12 protein-coding genes are annotated in these 19244 nt (G+C 53.7%); 2 read left to right on the top strand and 10 right to left on the bottom strand.

Features of this window, described 5'->3' with window-relative positions:
• Complete coding sequence (locus tag AU11_RS13320; protein ID WP_081848111.1) at positions 1-1752, top strand: M28 family metallopeptidase; 1752 nt, start codon at positions 1-3, stop codon at positions 1750-1752.
• Between the two features lie 96 nt (positions 1753-1848).
• On the opposite strand, the gene AU11_RS13315 is transcribed toward AU11_RS13320, so the two are convergent.
• Both AU11_RS13315 and AU11_RS13310 read right to left on the bottom strand, forming a co-directional pair.
• Positions 1849-2964 (bottom strand): GNAT family N-acetyltransferase/peptidase C39 family protein, encoded by a 1116-nt coding sequence (locus AU11_RS13315; RefSeq protein WP_051687247.1) that lies wholly within the window; start codon positions 2962-2964, stop codon positions 1849-1851.
• A 159-nt stretch (positions 2965-3123) separates the two neighbouring features.
• Entirely contained in the window at positions 3124-4284 is a 1161-nt protein-coding gene (locus AU11_RS13310) for a polysaccharide lyase family 7 protein (RefSeq protein WP_197023841.1), read from the bottom strand.
• Positions 4285-4724: 440 nt separating this feature from the next.
• On the opposite strand from AU11_RS13310, the gene AU11_RS13305 reads away from it, so the two are divergent.
• A complete protein-coding gene (locus tag AU11_RS13305; RefSeq protein ID WP_043319808.1) occupies positions 4725-5564 on the top strand; it encodes a hypothetical protein in 840 nt (279 codons plus the stop codon).
• A gap of 1396 nt (positions 5565-6960) precedes the next feature.
• Here the strand turns inward: AU11_RS13305 and AU11_RS13290 are convergent.
• The 8 genes from AU11_RS13290 to AU11_RS13255 all read right to left on the bottom strand — a co-directional run bounded on the left by AU11_RS13290 (position 6961) and on the right by AU11_RS13255 (position 19236).
• The gene (locus AU11_RS13290; protein WP_081848110.1) at positions 6961-7797 is read right to left on the bottom strand and encodes a polysaccharide lyase family 7 protein; all 837 of its coding nucleotides are present in this window, start codon (positions 7795-7797) and stop codon (positions 6961-6963) included.
• A gap of 422 nt (positions 7798-8219) precedes the next feature.
• Complete coding sequence (locus AU11_RS13285; RefSeq protein WP_231491910.1) at positions 8220-10079, bottom strand: polysaccharide lyase family 7 protein; 1860 nt, start codon at positions 10077-10079, stop codon at positions 8220-8222.
• Between the two features lie 198 nt (positions 10080-10277).
• Positions 10278-13151, bottom strand: coding sequence for a TonB-dependent receptor (locus AU11_RS13280; RefSeq protein WP_043319805.1), 2874 nt, complete (start codon positions 13149-13151; stop codon positions 10278-10280).
• A 357-nt stretch (positions 13152-13508) separates the two neighbouring features.
• Positions 13509-14465 (bottom strand): sugar kinase, encoded by a 957-nt coding sequence (locus tag AU11_RS13275; protein WP_043319804.1) that lies wholly within the window; start codon positions 14463-14465, stop codon positions 13509-13511.
• 48 nt (positions 14466-14513) lie between these two features.
• Positions 14514-15263, bottom strand: coding sequence for an SDR family NAD(P)-dependent oxidoreductase (locus AU11_RS13270; RefSeq protein ID WP_043319803.1), 750 nt, complete (start codon positions 15261-15263; stop codon positions 14514-14516).
• A gap of 61 nt (positions 15264-15324) precedes the next feature.
• Entirely contained in the window at positions 15325-16620 is a 1296-nt protein-coding gene (locus AU11_RS13265) for an MFS transporter (protein ID WP_043319802.1), read from the bottom strand.
• Between the two features lie 14 nt (positions 16621-16634).
• Positions 16635-16976: a cupin domain-containing protein gene (locus tag AU11_RS13260; protein ID WP_043319801.1), complete on the bottom strand. Its 342-nt coding sequence runs from the start codon at positions 16974-16976 to the stop codon at positions 16635-16637.
• Between the two features lie 16 nt (positions 16977-16992).
• Positions 16993-19236 (bottom strand): alginate lyase family protein, encoded by a 2244-nt coding sequence (locus tag AU11_RS13255; protein ID WP_051687246.1) that lies wholly within the window; start codon positions 19234-19236, stop codon positions 16993-16995.
• Between the last annotated feature and the right edge of the window lie 8 nt (positions 19237-19244).

Here is a 19244-nt window from a genome sequence, read left to right as displayed (position 1 = left end):
ATGCCCCGCGCCGAATTCTCCGATATCCGTATTGCCCGTAAAATCAAAACCGCGCGTTCCGCGCTGCTCACCGCGGCCCTCTGCACCGGCCTGATCAGCGCCTGCAATACGCTGTCGCGACCCGACGCGATTCCCGCCGCGAACATCGCCGCGATGCGCGTAGACGTGGATTACCTCGCCGCCGATGGCCTGCTAGGTCGCGAGACCGGCAGCCCTGGCTATCAACAGGCGGCAGAGTATGTGGCGGACCGCTTCGCCCACCTCGGCCTGGTATCGGTGACTGGCAACGACTACTTTCAGCAGGTGCCTTTCCGCAAAGCGCGCTGGCCACAACAGGGGGAACATCAGGCTACCCTGATGCTGCACAGCCGAGAGGGCGACATCACCTTTGAGCTGGGTACAGACTTTCTCGCCTCGCCGCCCACCATCAGCGAAGATACCGCCACCAGCGGCGGCCTGGTGTTTGTGGGCTACGGCATCGAGGCACCGGAGTTCGGGCTCGACGACTACGCAGGCCTGGACGTGCAGGGCAAGATCGTGGTGATACTGGACGGGCGCCCCCAGCACCTGCCGAACGAAGTGGGGGCCCACTTCGCCTCCGGTCGCACAAAGCGTGAAACCGCTGCCCGACACGGCGCCGTCGGCTATATCACGCTCAACACACCCGCGAGGGAATTTCGTCGCCCGTTTGCCCGCACCGTTGAACACCTGCAGAACCCGAGTTTTGACTGGGTGCGCGCGGACGAAATTCCCGGAAATGCGATTCCCGGTCTGCATCCAGGGGTGTTGTTGGATATGCCGGCGGCCAAGCAGCTGTTTATGGGTGCCGCGCGCAGCCTCGATACCATCTTTACCGAGATGGAAAATGGTCTGGTTCCCGCGGGGTTCCCACTGCCTTACACCGCCACCCTCACCAGTGCTGCCGAGCACCAGAAAATACTGAGCCCTAATGTGGTGGGCCTGCTTCCCGGCAGCGACCCAGACCTACGAGATGAATACGTGGTGTTCTCCGCACACCTGGATCATATCGGTGTCGATAACCAGGATGAGCACGGCGGACATGATGCACAGGAGGGCAACCACGAGCTGATAAACCGCGACCGAAACTCACTCGATCTCATCAACAACGGTGCCCAGGACAATGCCGCGGGTATAGCGGTGATGCTGGAGGTGGCGCGGCTGTTTGTGGAATCCGGCCGCGCTCCGCGCCGCTCCATCCTGTTCGTGGCGGTGACCGCCGAAGAGGAGGGGCTGCTCGGTTCCGACTACTTCGCGCAACATCCACCGGTACCTCCGGGTGCCATGGTGGCCAATATCAACCTGGATATGCCGATGTTGCTCTACCCCTTCCGGGATGTGATCGCCTTCGGCGCCGAGCATTCCAGCCTGGGCAAAACCGCCGCCCGCGCTGTCAAGCGCGCCGGCCTCAAGGTGAGCCCGGACCCTATGCCGGAGCAGGTGATTTTTGTGCGCAGCGACCACTACAGTTTTGTCCGCCAGGGCGTACCGGCGATATACCTGATCACCGGCCGCGACGCCATTGATGACGAGATCGATGGTGCCAGCGCCCAGATCGAATTCCTCAAAACCCGTTACCACCGGCCCAGCGACGAAGCCGACGATCAGATCAGCTATATCGCCGCCCAGCAGTTCGCGGAAGTGAATTACGCGATCGCGCGGGAAGTGACCGATGCCGACGAGAAGCCCCGCTGGAACCGGGGGGATTTTTTTGGGGACTTGTATACGAATTGAGCGAAGCTGGGGTGGCGCCCGAGGTGCATACCATCAAGGATGGCCATAATAACCTTATTAAACCCCGCATCGCTGCCAGGAAATTGCCGCACTTGCTCAGCTTTTCCGGACAACCACAGCGGTGCGGAGTTTCTCCCTGCCAAAACTCGACATCTGCGCAATATCTTCCCGCGCAATAGGCAAGTACTGGCTATCGAGCGGGTTGTCCTCGTCGTCCACATCCGGGTCGTGCACGTAGAAGCAAATATCATCCATTCCGGTCAGCGTGACCCAGTGCGGTACCTTCTTTCCGTCCAGGCGATAGGTACTGATCAGCAGTAAAACCAGCGCGCCATCTTCCAGCCATTGCTGGCACTGCTCCTGAGTAAAGTCATCGGCAATCACCGGTAAACTCGCTGCCTGTGCCTGCTCCCGGTAGTCCGTATCGACCTGCTCGATCACCCGTTTTTTCTCCTCACTGCGCACACCATTGATAAACAACGGACCGGTCAGATTCAGATAAACCTCGCAGTCAAAGCCCCGCTTCTGCAGCGCCAGCGCTAGGCCGATCGGGTGGCAACCACCGTGACCGGAAGTCATGAAGATGGTGGTGGCTTCCCGCCAGAGGGTGAGCTCGTCACTGCCGTTGGGTTCGTAACTGGAATCCAGTCCGGCCATCGCCATCATCGCCGCCGCCGGGCCACAGGTGAACTCCGTGCGCTGCCCGTACCAGGGCACCTCTGCGGTATGCAGATTCTCCGGGCGGTAGCGGATGCGCTTCTGCATACGCAGCGCATTACCCGAGTCCTCGTAGTAGTTGGCATAACTGCCGAAGGTGCGGTAACCCAGCTGTTGGTAGAGGGCGATGGCGGCGGTATTCTGCTCGGCCACTTCCAGGCGCATATACAGGCGGCCATTTCGGCTACTCGCATCCTCCGCCGCGCTCAACAGCGCCTTGCCAATCCCCTTGCCCCGCCCAGCAGGCCCCACTGCGAGAGAATACAGCCGTGCAAGCCGGGTTCCCCTACGCAGCAATACCAGCACGTAGCCGAGCAGTGCGCCTTCCTGCTCTGCCACCAGAAATACGCGGTTTTCGGTTTTCAGCCAGTGGCGGAAACGCCGGCGGCTCAGTCGGTCGCCGTCGAAGCTGGCCTCCTCCAGTGCGCACAGCTGATCGAGATCGGTGCTGACGGCGGGACGGATTGAGGGTGTCGGCTGTGAGGATTGGGTCATTTGAGGGGAGCTGATAGGCCGGGATGGCCGGGAAGGTTGTAAAGATAGTGCGATTAAAGCGCCGGTTGCGGGTTTGGGCAATATCTGCACAGAAATATTTTGATGAATATCGGCGACCCTGACCGCCTTTGGATGGCGGTCAGGTCATATCTGCAAAGCTCAGTTGGTGACACGGATATAGCTGACGTCAGTCATGGTGATCTTGGACTTGGTGATCCCCAGATCGTCAAAACAATCGGCAAAAGAGCCGGAATTTCCGGACTCCCCACAGTTTTCCAAGGTGTAGGTGTTCTGGGATTGCAGGTAATTACCAAACTTGAAGTAGGATTCCGAATCATCCTCTACCGGAATACCGAAGCTTCTTCCCAGTGCGGTCACGTACACTTCGCCGTAATTATTGAGGACCTTCAGATCAAAGGAATCTCCGCTTCTGATGGTGCCCAGCGCATACTTTTCTTCATTGCCACTGGTGTTACGCAGGCGTACGTAGACGTCAAACACACCGTTGCCCGCCACACTGTCGAAGAAGCCAGACTCCCTGGAGTCGGAAACATAGACTTTCATGATGGTGCCCGTGTCGCTGGCATGGTGCTGAGCGATGATGGTCTTGCCCGCATCGGACATCTCGACTTTCACTCTCGCCGAAAACTCCTCATAGGTGTCTGTCATGGCCACCCGCAGGCTGGATTTGATCTTGTACTCGTGACGCCAGCCGTTGCCATTTGGTGAGGTGTAGCGGGCCTCCAGGGGAAGAAAGACCAGTGTATAGTCATCCACCAGAGGATTGGGGCTACTGCCTTCAAGGTCAAAAATTGTGCCCTGAGCAATACTGGCCGGCACTTTCGTTCCACCGGAACTGGGTGGTGTGGTGGTGCCACCGGTTTCTACCAGTGAGAAATTATCAAATCGTACGTCGCTGCTATTGTTATTGTGCTTGGCAAACACCTGTAGCGAGTTGGTGCTGGCGGTTGTGAATGTGCGGGAAACCTTGGTCCAGCTACCGACATCAAATTTCTTGTTCTTGAATAGGCCATTCAAGTCATTGATACCGATTTGACCCTTGCCGTTCACATAAGCACTGAGGGTGTACTCGGTGTTGGGTTTTACGCTCACCACCTGGTGGACCCGACCGGGATTTCCGCCAATTTTCAGCGAGTTTGAACCGCTGTAAGCAACGCCGGAAATAGCAGCCGGATCCTTTTCAGTCCAGCCCTCCCAGCCGTTCTCAAAACCCGCGTTCTGAATCGTCGCCGCCTGGGCAAGCCCGGCCGCGCTTATCAGTGCCATGCCGGCAAGCATTGATTTGTACATGTGCATCATTGTTTTCTCTCTGATACGGCAATCTATAAAAACCAGTGCCGAGTATTTTTATTTATTTAAGAACGCAAAAATTTTAATGCGCTCTAGGGCTTCGCAATCACACGCCGAATCAAGCGTTGTAAATGCGGACGGAAGGCTAAAGGCTGCGCTAAAAATATGTCAATTTTTGTGGAGAATTGAGAAGTTGAAACAGTGATACCATCAAGCAAAGAAGACTGCAGAATGAGCGTTGTAAGTGCATGAAAAATAAAGAAATTATTTCACATAAAATACGGTTTCTGTTTGTGCGGAATTATCAATAAAAAATACCCTCTACTGGTTCAAAATAATTGGTCTTACACGTGCAAAAATATTGTCGCCAATATCGTCAGTGATTCATAATCATCCATGTACTGAGCGCTGAAGAGAGCCGTGAAAAAGTTATGAATAAACGAGCGAATATGAAAATCCTGAAAGATTTAATGGTTATCTTTGTGTTAGTAATCGCGTCTAAAAGTCAGGCGCGAAACGCTGACTGGATCCTGATCGACGACTTCGAAGAAAAGGGTGCCGTCACAGCCTGGACGCTCGCAGACACCAAAAATGAAACAGAACCGCTCGTGGAAAATCCACAGATCACGGTGCGGCGTGTGGAGTCAGAGAATGGCGTAAAGAATGCATATCTGCTGAAAAAGCCTGCCGCTGAAGGCGTAGTGGGAAATCGCAAGGCACTGACTTTCAAGCGGCTGCCCCGCGCGGTGGAAGTCGGTGAAGTCTACACCTTTTACTCTCGCATAAAGGTGGAGTCATTTCCCAATAATCACGTATTCGGGATCAGCAATCTGGATGCTGAAGGTATAAAGCAGCACGACTACAACGCCTTCGAGGCCACATTGCGGGTGACCGACAAAACAGAATCCTCTGGTCTGGTAAACACCGGCGCGCTGATGGTCAAGGTCGATGGTGGATATGCAAATATTGTCGATCTCGAAAGCCGCGCCGAAGCAAAACCACTGAGCCCCGGCGAGTGGTATGAAATCTGGTATGTAGTGAACAACGCACCAGTGTCCCTCGGCGGCCAAACTTATGATGTATTTGTACGGGGTGGGGAGTTTACCCGGCAAACCCAGGTTTATCGACAGGCGGATTTCCGCATGAAGCGGGAAGCTCCGCTTACCCACTTTCTAATGAACTGTAATACCGGGCCGCTGGACGCCCCCTATGGGAATGGAGGGTTAATGTATGACGATTTGTATATGAGTGCAGGGGTTAATTTGCTTGACCCTAAATCCACTAACTGACCCAATGTGTGCCTGCAACTAAACCGCTACTTGCGTAAACGGTTACACTGGCATCTGTATTTTGCGAATCAAAATCTAGGTTGCGCACATTAAGTATTTTTGAAGCTACAAAGTGCGAATTTCACTTTTGCTTCGCATACTGCCTATTGGCTATTTGAGAAACCAAAAATATTTCTTTCTACTCAGCTTGCGCGCAATCCATTCAGCAAAATAAAGAAATAAAACCGCACCGAAAGTCTCGAGCATCCAAAAGTATTCAGCCATACTTCGGCCTGGCTCGTCCCGGATTGCATGGATTGATGCGAAATAGAAAAGCATTACTAGAAAAATGAAGAAAAATCGTATCATAAGTGCATTCGGTACCCGCCAAAGGAATAAATATAAGCGTCAAGCACAACGCAATAAAGAGCAAGAAACCTATTGGGTAGGATATGAACTTCGACTGGCTATGTTTCAAATACCTAACAGTTGCATAATAATGTAGAAGTGTATGGGAGATAAAGCTGTATAAACTTGTACCAATAAAAAATGCAGAAAAGGCCATATAGATTTATGCCTGTATGTGACTTTGTTGAAATGTTCCAGCGCGTGACCATCTTGATGGTTCAAGAATTTTGGTCAAAGTTTTCTCGGTCAACGTTGTGCTTTCTCGGTAGCATAGCCTTCCCTATCGCACATATAGATCCAATAAATAGGTTGCCTATAAGTGCACATGTAAAAACGTATAGGGCGGTAGATAGATCTGCTTTTTCCAAAACTCTGCAATGATTGTAGGCTGGATCGTCGATGTTGAAGGAGAAACTAAAACCTAGACTCACGACGATGATGGATATGGCTGCAAACTTTTTTGGAATGGTGTCTTAATTCGGCGAACGGAGTGCCAGCCAATGAGTATCCCGGTCGATAAGCCAAGTGTATAAATTACTATCTCAATAAAGGTACACAAGAAATCTTACTGCCTAACAAGATAAAGTAGGCCCAGATTCTACCGGGGCAGAAATTGGATAATGGTTTATTTCTTGTCCTGACGGTCAATAGGAAACAGAAATATATAAATCAGCAGGAAAGCGACGGCTTGACATATCGACAGTAGAGCTAGCTTTACTGTGACAGCGAGCGACCACTGATGCGGCAAAAAGGATGAGTCCAACAACATCGAAATAAATAACGCTACCGAGAAATATTTTGCCGGTTGAAAATTATCTGATAAATACAGATATACAAATACCAGTGACAGTGCAAGATTCACGTAGCCCCACGTAGAAATGTGTACTTGTGAGAACTCCAGTTGAATCAGTACCACACCTACTATCGGAAGCAAGCCGAAAAAAACACAAGTTAATACTTTGCGCAGCAGCACGGATCTTATTAGCCCAGGATGGCGTGAGAAGAATATTTAGTCTTCGTATTCAGTGTGGCTGTTCTCAAGTGCATAAAAAGTCGCCTGCACATAGTCGCTGTCATCCCCGCTATTATTCTGGTTATACACCCCAGCCTTGAAGTACATATATTGATCCTCGGTGTCATAGCCGCTTTCACTCATATCGACCATCTGAATCACATCGTCTTTCCCTTCGCGGAAAATAGTGACGGTGAGTGTGTTGCCCTCGACCCTGATTTCATAACTGAAAATTTCATTCAGCGCGATTCCGTCTTCCGGATTTAATGCGCTACTGGAGCGGCTGCCGATCATTTCGTACCAGGTGTCATCACCGCCTTTGATTTCGTGAGCGATGTAGATACTGCCCTTGCTGTTGTCTGGCAGTTTGCGGTAGTAGAGGCGCAGAGGTTCGTCGTCGTTGGCGTGGATCTGGCCGACGATGACGCGGCCTGTCTGGCCGCTGTCCCCGGTTGTGGTGACGTGGTTGACAGCGAGGGTTGCACGCAGCACGCCATCTACGCCACCGGCGGTTTCACGGGCAGCGATGGGAGCGGAGCTGAATACCCAGTTGTTCTTGTTTACTCCTTGCGTGCTGATACTGGTATCGCCACGGCGCAGCATGCCGCGCAATTCGGTGCGGGTATATGAGGTATTGGTGGAGGTTTTGAAGCCGGCGATGGGGCAGCGGAATACCATACCGCCATCTTCGCCGGTGTAGAAATAATTACTGTTTCCGTAGCCGCTGTTTAATTCAGCTTCGTAGATAGAGTCGGCGCGTCCATTGCCGTCATCGTCAGTCGGTACACTGAGATACCAGGCCGCCAGGTCAAAATTGCTGGAGGGCGGGAGCATTGGGTCCAGCCCACTACCTGAACCGCCACCAGAACCACTGGAGCTGGATGACGAACCTGAAGAAGAGCTCGAAGAAGACCCTGATGATGAGCTGGAAGACGAACTACTCGCTCCGGCGTCGGTGTGATTCGGCTCAGAGTTGTCACTGCCGCAACCGGCTAAGCCTAAACTGAAAATACTGGCGAATAAAATTCGGCAGAGAGCTGGCTTCGATACCGCGTGAAGTTTCCAGATAGACACCGGTGGGGTTCCTTGTATTGTTGATTAAAAAGTTGAACGTCTATAAACCAAAAAGCCCGGAGCGGCGGAGATGAAACGACACCGCTCCGGGAAGCTTCCGCTGAGTGACCCCTTCCTTAAAACTACCTTTTGGGGGTAAGAGCCACCCGCATCACGCGCTCGGGGAAAGTTTATCCTGGCAGTTAATCGTGCGACTGCTCCAGGGCATAGAAGGTTGCCTGGACGTAGTCACTGCCATTGCCAGTGTTGTTCTGGTTATACACGCCGGCTTTGAAGTACTGGTATTGATCGGATACGTCGTATCCGCTGTTGCTCATGTCCACAATCTGCACGACATCATCTTTACCATCGCGCATGATGGTGACGGTGAGGGTGTTGCCTACCACCTTGACTTCATAGCTCCAGATTTCATCCAGCGCGATTCCGTCAGACGGGTTGGAGGCGCTGCTGGAGCGGCTGCCAATCATTTCATACCAGCTATCGCTGCCACCGTTGGGCTCGTGTGCGATGTACACAGAACCCTTACTATTACCGGGCAACTTGCGATAGTACAGACGCAGTGGTTCGTCGTCGTTGGCGTGAATCTGGCCGACAATGACGCGCCCGACCTGACCGCTGTCGCCGGTGGTGGTAACGTGGTTGACCGCGAGGGTCGCTCGTAGCACACCATCCACACCACCTGCTGCATCGCGGGCAGATGAAGGCGCTGAGCCAAATACCCAGTTGTTTTTATTCACGCCCTGGGTGGCAATACTGGTATCGCCACGGCGCAGCATCTCGCGGAGTTCGGTTCTTGTATAAGAAGTACCGGAAGAGGTTTTGTACCCGTCAATCGGGCAGCGGAATACCATACCGCCATCATCTGCGGTATAGAAGTAACTGCTATTGGCGTAGCCGCTGTTCAGCTCGTTCTCTTTGATGGAGTCCGCCTTTCCGTCTCCATTGTTGTCGCTGGGTACGCTGAGGTACCAGGCGCTCAGGTCGAAGTTACTGGAAGGGGGCAGATCCGGGTCGAGGCTACCACCGGAGCTTGAGCCTCCAGAGCCCGAGCCACCGCTTGAACCGCCACTGGAGCTGGACGAGGAGCTGGATGACGAACCACCGGAGCTGGACCCGCTACCGCCCTCACCGCAGCCGATGACATCCATCTCCAGCATGCTGTTCCAGCTATTGGCGGAGTTACCGCTACCGGTAACGCGCACGTAACGCGCGTTGGTATCGGCAACGTCATAGCTTTCCATGTCTGCACTGTTGCCGCTGGATTGCCCGCCGGAAAGTACCATCGTCCAGTTACTGTTGTCGGTGGAGGTTTCCACAGTGAAGAAGCTGGAGCGCTGATCCCCTTTAAACCAGGCGATATCCACGCCTTCTACGGTTTTCTCGCTACCGAGGTCCAGGGTGATCCATTTGATCCCCTGGGAAGACCAGCGCGACTCGTCCGCCAGGCTACCGTCAACAACGTTTGCTGGACCGTGGCCATCATTACTGCCGTCGTCAGTGGCGGATGCCACCGGGAGATTACTGCCGGAGGCGCAGGCGCTACCGCCGGAAGATCCGCCGGACGAACTGCTCGATGAACTACCTGATGACGAACCGCCACCGAGATGTTCAAGCGCAAAGGTATCGAAGCGGCCTTCGCTGCCGTTGTAGGTGCCGAATACGGTAATGCTGCTGGCGCTGCCGGAATTGAAGTCCACTTGCAACTGATCCCAGTCGCCATTACTGATACTGCTGTCGTAGGTAGTGCCGTTTACCACGGCGCCGATGGTACCCGCACCGCTGATATGGGCTGTCAGGCGATAGTTAGTATTAGGGCTGACGGAAACCTGTTGTTCCACCTTGCCACCGCTACCGGAAATTTTTGCGGACTTGCTACCACTATGGGCAACGCCAGAAACAGCGGAAGGGTCAGAGTCACTCCAGCTGTCCCAGTCGCTTTCAAATCCGGGGTTTTGAATAGATGCGTTGGCACCGGCCATACAGACCGACAGTGCGGCGGCGCAACTGATTTTCATCGCTAAGGTTTTTTTACTGCTTTTCATTGAACCCTCTTTATTTTTTGGGTGCTCTAATGGCTTGGGGGCGCAGCGATACCGACTGCTGCTGTTTCTCTCTTTTTATACTCGTTGTAATTTTCGTCCACAGCGAAGCCGCCGTTGGTACGGTGTATTTTTGTTTAACTTGATATTTGGTAAGAGCAGGAGGGCCGGCGACGGAGCGCCGCCGGCCCTTGCACCAGATTAGAACTTGGCGCGTACACCCAATACGAAGCGGCGGTCATTTTCCATAATCTGGAATGCACTGCCGTTGGTACCGGTGTTAATGGTGGGTTCACCAGTGAGGTTCACAACATTGCCGATAACGGTGATATTGTCGTTGATGTCGTAGCTGGCAGAGAGGTCCAGTTGCGCGAGATCTTCACGGTAGTCGTTACCCAGAGTCGGGTCATCGTCCTGTGAAGCGCCGGCCAGAACCAGCTCACCCAGTGGCAGCACCCGCTTGGTCTCTTCGTTGTCGAGGAAACGGTCGCGGTAGGTGTATGCCAGACGGATTCCCAGACCTTCATACTCGTAATACAGCTGAGTGTTGAAGGTGTTCTTGGAAATATCTTCCAGCGGAGTGCCGTCGGGATTTTCGCTATCTGCGTAGGTGTAGTTGGCACTGATACCCAGTCCAGACCAACGGCCCGGCAGGAAGTCGAACGCCTGCTGATAACCCAGTTCGAGACCTTGAATCTTGCCGTTCTCACCGTTGGTGATGAAGTCGGTCAGAATACCCATCTCGGATATCGGGGTGTTTTCGTTGGCGTACTGGATGCCGTTTGCCTGCCACAAACAGATTTTATCGTAGTCAGACACGTTGGTTTTGGTGCTGACGACATCTGGCTGGTTCTCACACTCGTAGGTGCGGGTCAAGAAGGATTCCACGTCCTTAAAGAACAGGGTGGCAGAAACCATGTTGTTGTCCCAGTAGTGCTCGGCGGCGATGTCGTACTGGGTTGCACGATACGGCTCAAGATCTGGGTTACCGCGGCTGGCAGCAATGTAGGCATCGCGGTAGGAGTATGCCGGGCTCAACTCATTGAAGTCCGCACGGCGCATTACTTTTGCGGCCGCAAAACGCAGCTGGGTATCATCGGTAAGTCCCCAGGTCACATTCAGGCTTGGTAAGAAGTCGTTGTAGCTGCTGCTATCGGAAACGATCTCACCTTCCTGGTAGGCACTTGAGCTTATCTCTGTTCCTACGTAGCGGCCACCAACAACGGCACGAACGTCACCGAAGTCCAACTCCGCTTGAACGTAGACCGCAGAGGTATCTTCGTTAACTTCGGAGTAGCCGCCTTCCTGATACTCGAGGTTGTCCGCCAGGCTGCCATTAATCGCCATATTGGTACCGGCGAGCAACTGCTTGACAATATCAAAGGTAGCCTGCTGATCTTGCAACAGCTTGGCATCGTAGGCAGTGAACTTCGCGAGATCATAGGCGCCGGCACGGCCGGAGTGCTCGAAGGCATCGCCAGTGAAGTCGTAGTCGGTCATCGCGTTGGGGAACTGGGCAACAACATCTTCCATCCAGATAATATCGGGATTGCCGTCTGCATCGGTCAGATCTTTAAAGATGTTGGTGATACGGAATTGCTCGCGGCTCTGCTCGTAGTCGCGGGTGGTTACGCGCACACCGGATTTAACTGCGCTTACCCAATCGAGTCCGAAGGGTTCCGCGTATTCCACATCAAAACGGAACGCATTTTCGTTGTTTTTGATGTAATCACGGGTGTCTTCGTAGCGGCGGAAGGCCTGATTCTGCTGATCGGTAAATACGTAGCCGTCGGCGAAGTCGACAACCGGCGCTCCGCTATCGTTACCGCGGTAGGTTACCGGGACCAGCCATTTGTTCTCACCTTCGGCCCCTTGACCTTCAAGAGAGCGATCGATACCGCGGAAACGGAACTCGGAGAACGGAATGTAGCTGTCAGATTCAGCGATAGAGAATTCCCCCTTTACGCTTAATTTCTCTGTGAAGTTCCACTCGCCACCAAAGGCGTGGCTGAAGGAATCACTTTGGCGGAAGCTGGAGCCGGTGGTCATCAGCGGCTGAACTTCGTCGTACATGAAGTTTTGCAGCTGGCCGTTTCCGTCCTCGTAGGTTTCCCCGGGAATCACGGTCGGATCGTCGAGAATATGCAGCAGGGAGAAGGTTTCCTGCGCACCGTCGCGCTCAACCATGTTCAGATCCAGATAGAACTGACCCTGTTCAGAGGCGGGGGCCCACTGGAACGCGAGGTTCAGTGCGGTGCGCTCGCGATCTTCGGTACGGGGATTGTAAGTGTGCTCGCGGGCGTACACATAGTTCCCGCTCGGGGTGTTTTGGGCCGGGCCCAGGCCTTCTACGGGGCCTACTGCGAGCTGTACCAGGGATTCGTCGCGGCGCAGGGTGCGGTCCTGATAAGCCAGTGACGCGATGACACCGAAGGTACCGGCATCACCGAGATCCCAGTTGTTACCCACACCGGAGCTGATGATCGGGGCCCAGTTCTCCGCTTTGTCGGCATATTCGCCCTGCACCGAGACGGCTGCCAGCGGCGCGTTCAGGTCCAGCGGGCGCGCCATTTTCAGGCTGATGGTGCCGCCGAGAGCGCCTTCGGTCATTTCAGGTGTCGGCGACTTAACTACTTCCACTTTCTGCAGGAATGCAGCGGGGAAATCCTGGAAGTCGATGCCGCTACGGGTGTCGCCAAGTACGGAGCGACCGTTCACTTCAACACGGTTCTGGGTAAGGCCGCGAATGGATACCGCAGAACCCACACCAAACTCGCGGTTAATAGAAACCCCGGTTACCCGTTGCAGTGCTTCGGCAATGTTGTTGTCGGGGAGTTTACCGATATCTTCCGCAACCACGGCGTCGACAACACGGGCGTCGTCACGTTTCGCGTCGGCGGCGGCTTCAAGACTGGCGCGAATACCCGTAACAGAGACTTCTTCCAGTGCGGCATCGTCGGTCTGGGCAAAAGTCATGGGGGTAAATGCCATAGCGGAGGCGGATAGCATCAGCACACTGAGGTCTCTCAGGGCGGTCTGCTTATCGAACTTCTTAAACTTCTTATAGTTATCCATCGAACAGTTTCCTCTCATTGTAAGAACGATTTTATTTTTATTAGCTCGCAGCATGGCGAGTTAAACGCGTTCGAGAAAACCTGTCAATAATATTGGTTAACGATATTGGTAAGATAGGTTGTTGTAAAACCCAATTAAATAATTGTTTTATATGGGTTTTTTAGGTTTTTTCAGTGAAAAAATATTTTTAAAGGAATTTAATTGTTTCTATGAACGACTCATCAAATACCCAAGGGTAAAACCAATTGGTTTGATAGGTCGGTAATGTCTGAGGCTGGTAGTAAACAAGGTAATTAACTGACATATAAAAAAAGCGGCTGAATAGCCGCTTATGGTCACTAAAATTACCGAGAGATTTTATGCGCTCTGTATAGCTTCCGGCATGGCAGTTTGCGCAATAATGGCGCCGCGATATTGAATTACCGTACTGGCCAGTAGGTGACCTTTTTTAGCGGCTGTTTCGGCACTGTCCCCCGACAGACGACTCGCCAGATAGCCGGCATTGAATGAGTCCCCGGCCGCGGTAGTATCTACCGGTACCACTTTATTTGCTGGAATCAGCTTGGGATCGCGGTTCTGCTGAACCACGAGGCAGCCATCGCCGCCGAGTTTCAACACAATTTCACCGACACCCCATTCCCGAATACGTGCCAGCGCAGCATCGGTATCCTTGTCCGCAAACAGCAACTGTTCGTCTTCAAAGGTGGGTAGGGCAATATCGGTCAAGCGTAATATCTGCTCGTAGGCTTTACGGGTCAGTGTTTCACTGCCCCACAATCGCGGTCGGTAATTACCATCAAAAATAACCTGCCCACCGCCCTGGCGGAATTCCGCCAGAAAATCGAATAGGCACTCGCGCCCGTAGGGCGAGAGGATGGCGAGGGAAATACCGGATAGATAAACCGCGTCAAACTGTTTTAGTTGCTCGAACAACTGCCTGGCCGCTTGCGGGTTATCCAGCAGGCGTTTAGCGGGTGCGCGATCTCTCCAGTAGTGGAAAGTCCGCTCACCCGTGGCGTCGGTCTCGATCAGGTAAAGCCCGGGCGTTGCATTCGCCTCACGCTTTACCAGATCACAGCCGATACCTTCCGCCTGCCATTGGCGGATCATCCAGTCACTCAGGTGATCATCACCTAGCGCAGTCACATAATCGACGCTGGTGCCGAGCCGGGACATATACAGTGCTGTATTCAAGGTGTCACCACCGAACGAGAGCCCTGCGTTCAGGCGGCGCTCACTGTGATGACTGCGACAGTCGCTGTCCAGGTTCATTTCCAGCATACATTCGCCGATGACTGCTATGCGCTTGTGCATGGTTTCCGCCTATTTACCTCAAAAATCTGAGTATCGGTGTCTTCTCCCTTAGGAGAAGAACAGGCCACCGTTGATGTCGATGTTGGTTCCGGTGATGAAGGAAGCTTCATCAGAGGCCAGGTAAGCAACGGCGTCAGCCACTTCCGGCGCCTTACCTTCACGTTTCAGCGGGGTGGCGTTGGCCACGTTTGCGCGTACCGCATCTTTGGTGAAGGTATCGTGGAAGGTGGTGCTGATCATGCCCGGGCACAGAGAGTTGACGCGAATATTTTTCGGGCCCAGCTCTTTCGCCATGGCGCGGGTGAAAGTCATTACCGCACCTTTGGAGGTGGCGTAGGCAGAAGCACCGGGGCCACCGCCATCACGGCCAGCCTGGGAGGCCAGGTTCACAATGGCACCACCGTCCATGTGCGGAACAACGGCTTTGGTCAGCAGGAAGGTGCTGTTCAGGTTCAGGGCGATCACCTTATTGAAGAAATCTTCATCCATTTCTTCAATGGTTTTGCGCTCTACCAGACCGCCGGCAACGTTTACCAGCACGTCGATGGTTTTACCATAGGCTTCCTGTGCGGCTGCTACAACGCTTTCAACGTCGGCCTGTTTGGTCATGTCGCCTTTGGCAATGATGGCTTCGCCACCGGCCGCTTTGATTTCCGCCAGAGTTTCTTCGGCGGTTTGCGCGTTGCTGAAGTAGTTCACGACCACCTTGGCGCCTTCTGCTGCCAGTTTCAGGGAAACCGCTTTACCGATGTCCCGCGCCCCACCGCTGACGATGGCTACTTTACCTTGAAGTTTCATAGTTACTCCTAACTGTAATTTTGAATTCCGACTTTTGATCGAAGAGTTTTTCAGGTTTGTGTTAGCTCGCTGCTTCAGCGAGTTGCTTCTTTTCCTGTTTGCTACGCACCGGTGCGATACGTCCCCCAACAAACAGAACCGAGATCAACATCAGCGGTACCAAAGAAGCACCGAGAATGAAGAAGGGCGGGTAATAGGTGCCATCGTTGGTAATGATCGGTACCAACTGGATAGCAGTAATCACACTGATCACACCAACCGCGCCGCTGATGCCGGCAAGGCTGGCAACGCTCTTGCCAGAGAAGTAGTCACTGGGCAGCGTCTGGATATTGTTAATGGCGGCCTGGAAGCCGAACAGGATCACGGTAATCAGGGCCAGCGCCGCAGCGGGTGTTGCCGCGACAGTAGTGGCCAGCAGTGCCGGCAGCATACAGCAGCCACCAACCAGCACGGCAAACTTACGGGATTTGTTCACGCTCCAACCGCTGCTCATCAGCTTGCCGGACAACCAGCCACCAAACAGAGCACCGGCTGCGGCACCGCAGTAAGGAATCCATGCGGATGCGCCGATTGCTTTCACGTCAAAGCCGAACTTGTCGTTGAGGTACAGCGGTAGCCAGGCTACGAACAGCCACCAGATCGGCTCGATGAAGAATCGCGCAGAAATCACACTCCAGCTCTGACGGTGTGACAGTAATTCCCGCAGCGTAGGAACATACTCATCTCCATCTTTTTCAGGAGCAATTTGACCAGACAGAATCAGTTCGCGTTCTTCCGGAGTGATCCAAGGGTGTGCGTCGGGGCCGCTCTTGTAGATGATCAGCCAGGGCACCAGCCAGATAAAACCGAGCAGGGCAATAACGATAAACGTTGCCTGCCAACCCATAAACGCATACAGGAAGGCGACCAGCGGGGGAGCGATGATATTGCCGGCAGAGGCACCTGCGCCGAATATACCCTGGGCAAGAGCGCGCTCTTTGGCGGGGAACCATTCGGCATTTGCCTTGGTGGCCCCGGGCCAGTTACCGGCTTCACCGAAGCCCAGCAGGGTGCGGAAAATACTGAAAGAGGTCACGGATGTGGCCAGGGCGTGCAGCGCGATGGACACAGACCAGACCACGATCGACAGCATAAAGCCGAGGCGGGTACCGATGGCATCAAACACGCGCCCAAATACCGCCTGACCGATCGCGTACGCAATCAGGAATACACTCATGATGTTGGCATAGTCATGACTGTCCATCCCAAGGTCTTCGGAAACCCCAGGCCACATAACCGAGAGTGCAGTGCGGTCGATGTAGTTAATGATGGTGGCCAGGGCCACCAGGGACACAATGGTCCAGCGTAAGTTCTTCATTATTATTGTCCTGTTTAGCTTTGCAGAAAGTCTTCCCGGTAGGGACTGAAGGTATCGAGCAGCACTCCGGCCTTTTTACACACGGCACCGTGTTCCAGATGTGGTGCAATGTAGAAGCTGTCGCCAGCTTTCAGCAGTTTTTTACGGCCATCCACCTGCACTTCAAACTCGCCACTTTCGACGTAGCTCACTTGAGTGTGCGGGTGCTTGTGTACGTAGCCGATACTGCCTTCCTCAAACCACACACGCACAACCATCAGGTTGTCGTCGTGGCCTAGAATCTGCCGCTTGATACCGCCGCCGAGATCCTCGACTTCAACATCCTGGGCCTGAACAAATGCATCAGTTGCGGGCATAGCGTTTTTGCCTTCCTCAATTTTTAATCTGAAAGAGCTTGGCACGGCCGTTGAAGTAGTATTCACTGCCGCCGAATTCAAATCGGTTTTCAACCGAATCGTCCACGTCGTTATTGCGGTTATACGCCAGTAACTGTGTAGTGCCGTTTTTACCGCCGATCGCAATCAGCTCCAGGTCACCGGTGCGTTGATGACTGAGGGCGCTTACCTGGCTTTCAGCCTTGAGGGTGAATTCCTTGGAGGGGTTATATTCACCGTGGGGCTCCAGAATGCTGATAAACGTGTGCTTATCTGTGTTATCCCGCCGCGCAATAAAGCTTTTTTCAGCACGCAGGTTAAAATTGGGATCGTTGGCACCGAGCTCGGTAAATAGAAGTTCGGTATTACCGTCTACCAGACTGGACTGAGTGTAAAAGCGGCCGTTATCGTTCAGCCAGGTGACCTGGGCCAGACCATTTGCCGGCTTTGCGTTGGCTTTCAGCCAAAGGTGTTGGTAACCATTGTCTTTACCCAGTGCTCGCAGGCTGTCGGTGAAGCCCTGAAGCTTGAAGTTGGTATCCACAAGCTGGCCGTTGTAGTGCACTGGCAGGTCCAGTTGGTGTTTTTTACGGGACTCCACATCAAACACGTCAATGGCGAAGGTGCTGCCGTTGTCCGGATTGTTGACCAGTGCGAGGGTACGCTTGAGGGTAACACCCGGGTAGGCGGAATCGATTGCCGCAGCGCTGATCTTGACCTGATCGTCCGCGTGGAAAAACAACAGCTCCGGGTGATTCTGATTGGCTACTTTCAGGTTGTTATCGAAGTGGGAGGTTTCGTCGACCACTACCGTATTATGAGCAACGGTCTGTTTGGCCCATGTCTCATTTTCTTCCAGATAGCGGCCACCATTTTTGGCTTCCACATTCAGAAAGCGGGCCGCACCGTAATCGGTGACGATTTCCGCGCCGCGATCGTAAAACTGCCAGGACAGTTTGTCGAAATGGCCGTGTCCCATTCCCTGTGCAGCGGGCTTGAATACCAACGCCTGGTCGCCATTGACCTGCTGGCGCAGAACCACCAGCGCGCCTTCGTCGCCATCTTTACCATCGCGGAAAGCAAAGGATTTGAATTCGTATGGTTGCTGCTGTCCAGCATCCAGTGCCTCGGCAATCTTGAGACCGTCACCGGTCAGCAGAATCTGATCCTGTCGCGCTGCGATATCCAGAAATTGCGGGTCGCCGGATTCGCCGTAGGCAATGGTCACACCCAATACCAATTCCGAGGTATCGATCCCCTTGCTCTTGATGGCATCGTTGATTGGGAAGAACAGATTGTTGTAGCTGAGCTGGATGGTGGTATCGATGGCTTTCATCACGATACCGTCGCGATACTCGAAAATTCCCCGCTCCGGCTCATTATTCTCGATGGCTTTTGCAAAGGTGACGAACGGCATCAGCGCATAGCGCTGATAATAGGGGCCTTCGTTATAGTAGCCATCGGGAGAAAACAGGGTGCTCAGCTGGCGAAGGAAGCCACCCTTACCGGATTTATCCAGATCCAGCAGCGCCTGCTCTACCCACTCCGGCTCATCCAGAACATAGCCGGCCATACCGACGCCGGCAGTGAGCCAGGTACCGTGGTTATGTACCTTGTTGAAGGTTTTTGGCGAATCAACTGAGAGAAATTTGACGACCGGGCGCAGAGCGCCCTGTTCAATTTTATTCGCTTCCTCTCGTGAGAGAGATGGACGAATCAGATCGTAGGCCTGAATGGTGTACACCAGCCAAACCGCTTCATTGAGGCTCTGCCAGAACAGCTTGCCGGGGTTGTCGGCCCCCGGGCGACGCTTGGGGTGTAATGGCAGCGTGGGATACATGTCTGCGTAGGCAAGCAGCATATCCCGTACGCGCTCGGCATACTTTGCCTCTTGGGTGATTTGGTACAGCACACCAGCGTTGTACATCAGCTGGTAATTTTTTTTGTGCTGCTCGTGGGTGTAACCACCGCCGGCATCGGCAGGTACTGGAACTGCAACAGGCGATTCCAGTGCGCGATCTACCGCGGACTGAGTGCTGAGAAAAGTGTTGCGAAAACGGCCGGGTTGTTCAACCGCGCCCTGCATGGCGTCTATATCGGCAGCGCTAATCACCAGGTTGGGATGATCGGCGGCAAATGCAGTCAGGGGATTCAGCGCCAAGAGGGCTGTGGACAGACCTGCCGCCAGTGTAATACCGGCGGCAAGGGATTTACGCGATTTTAAAGCTGGAGTGCCAAACATGATGTCGC

It is taken from the genome of Microbulbifer sp. HZ11, from assembly GCF_000708675.1.
GTDB lineage: Bacteria > Pseudomonadota > Gammaproteobacteria > Pseudomonadales > Cellvibrionaceae > Microbulbifer.
This window is presented reverse-complemented; position numbering and strand designations above follow the sequence as displayed.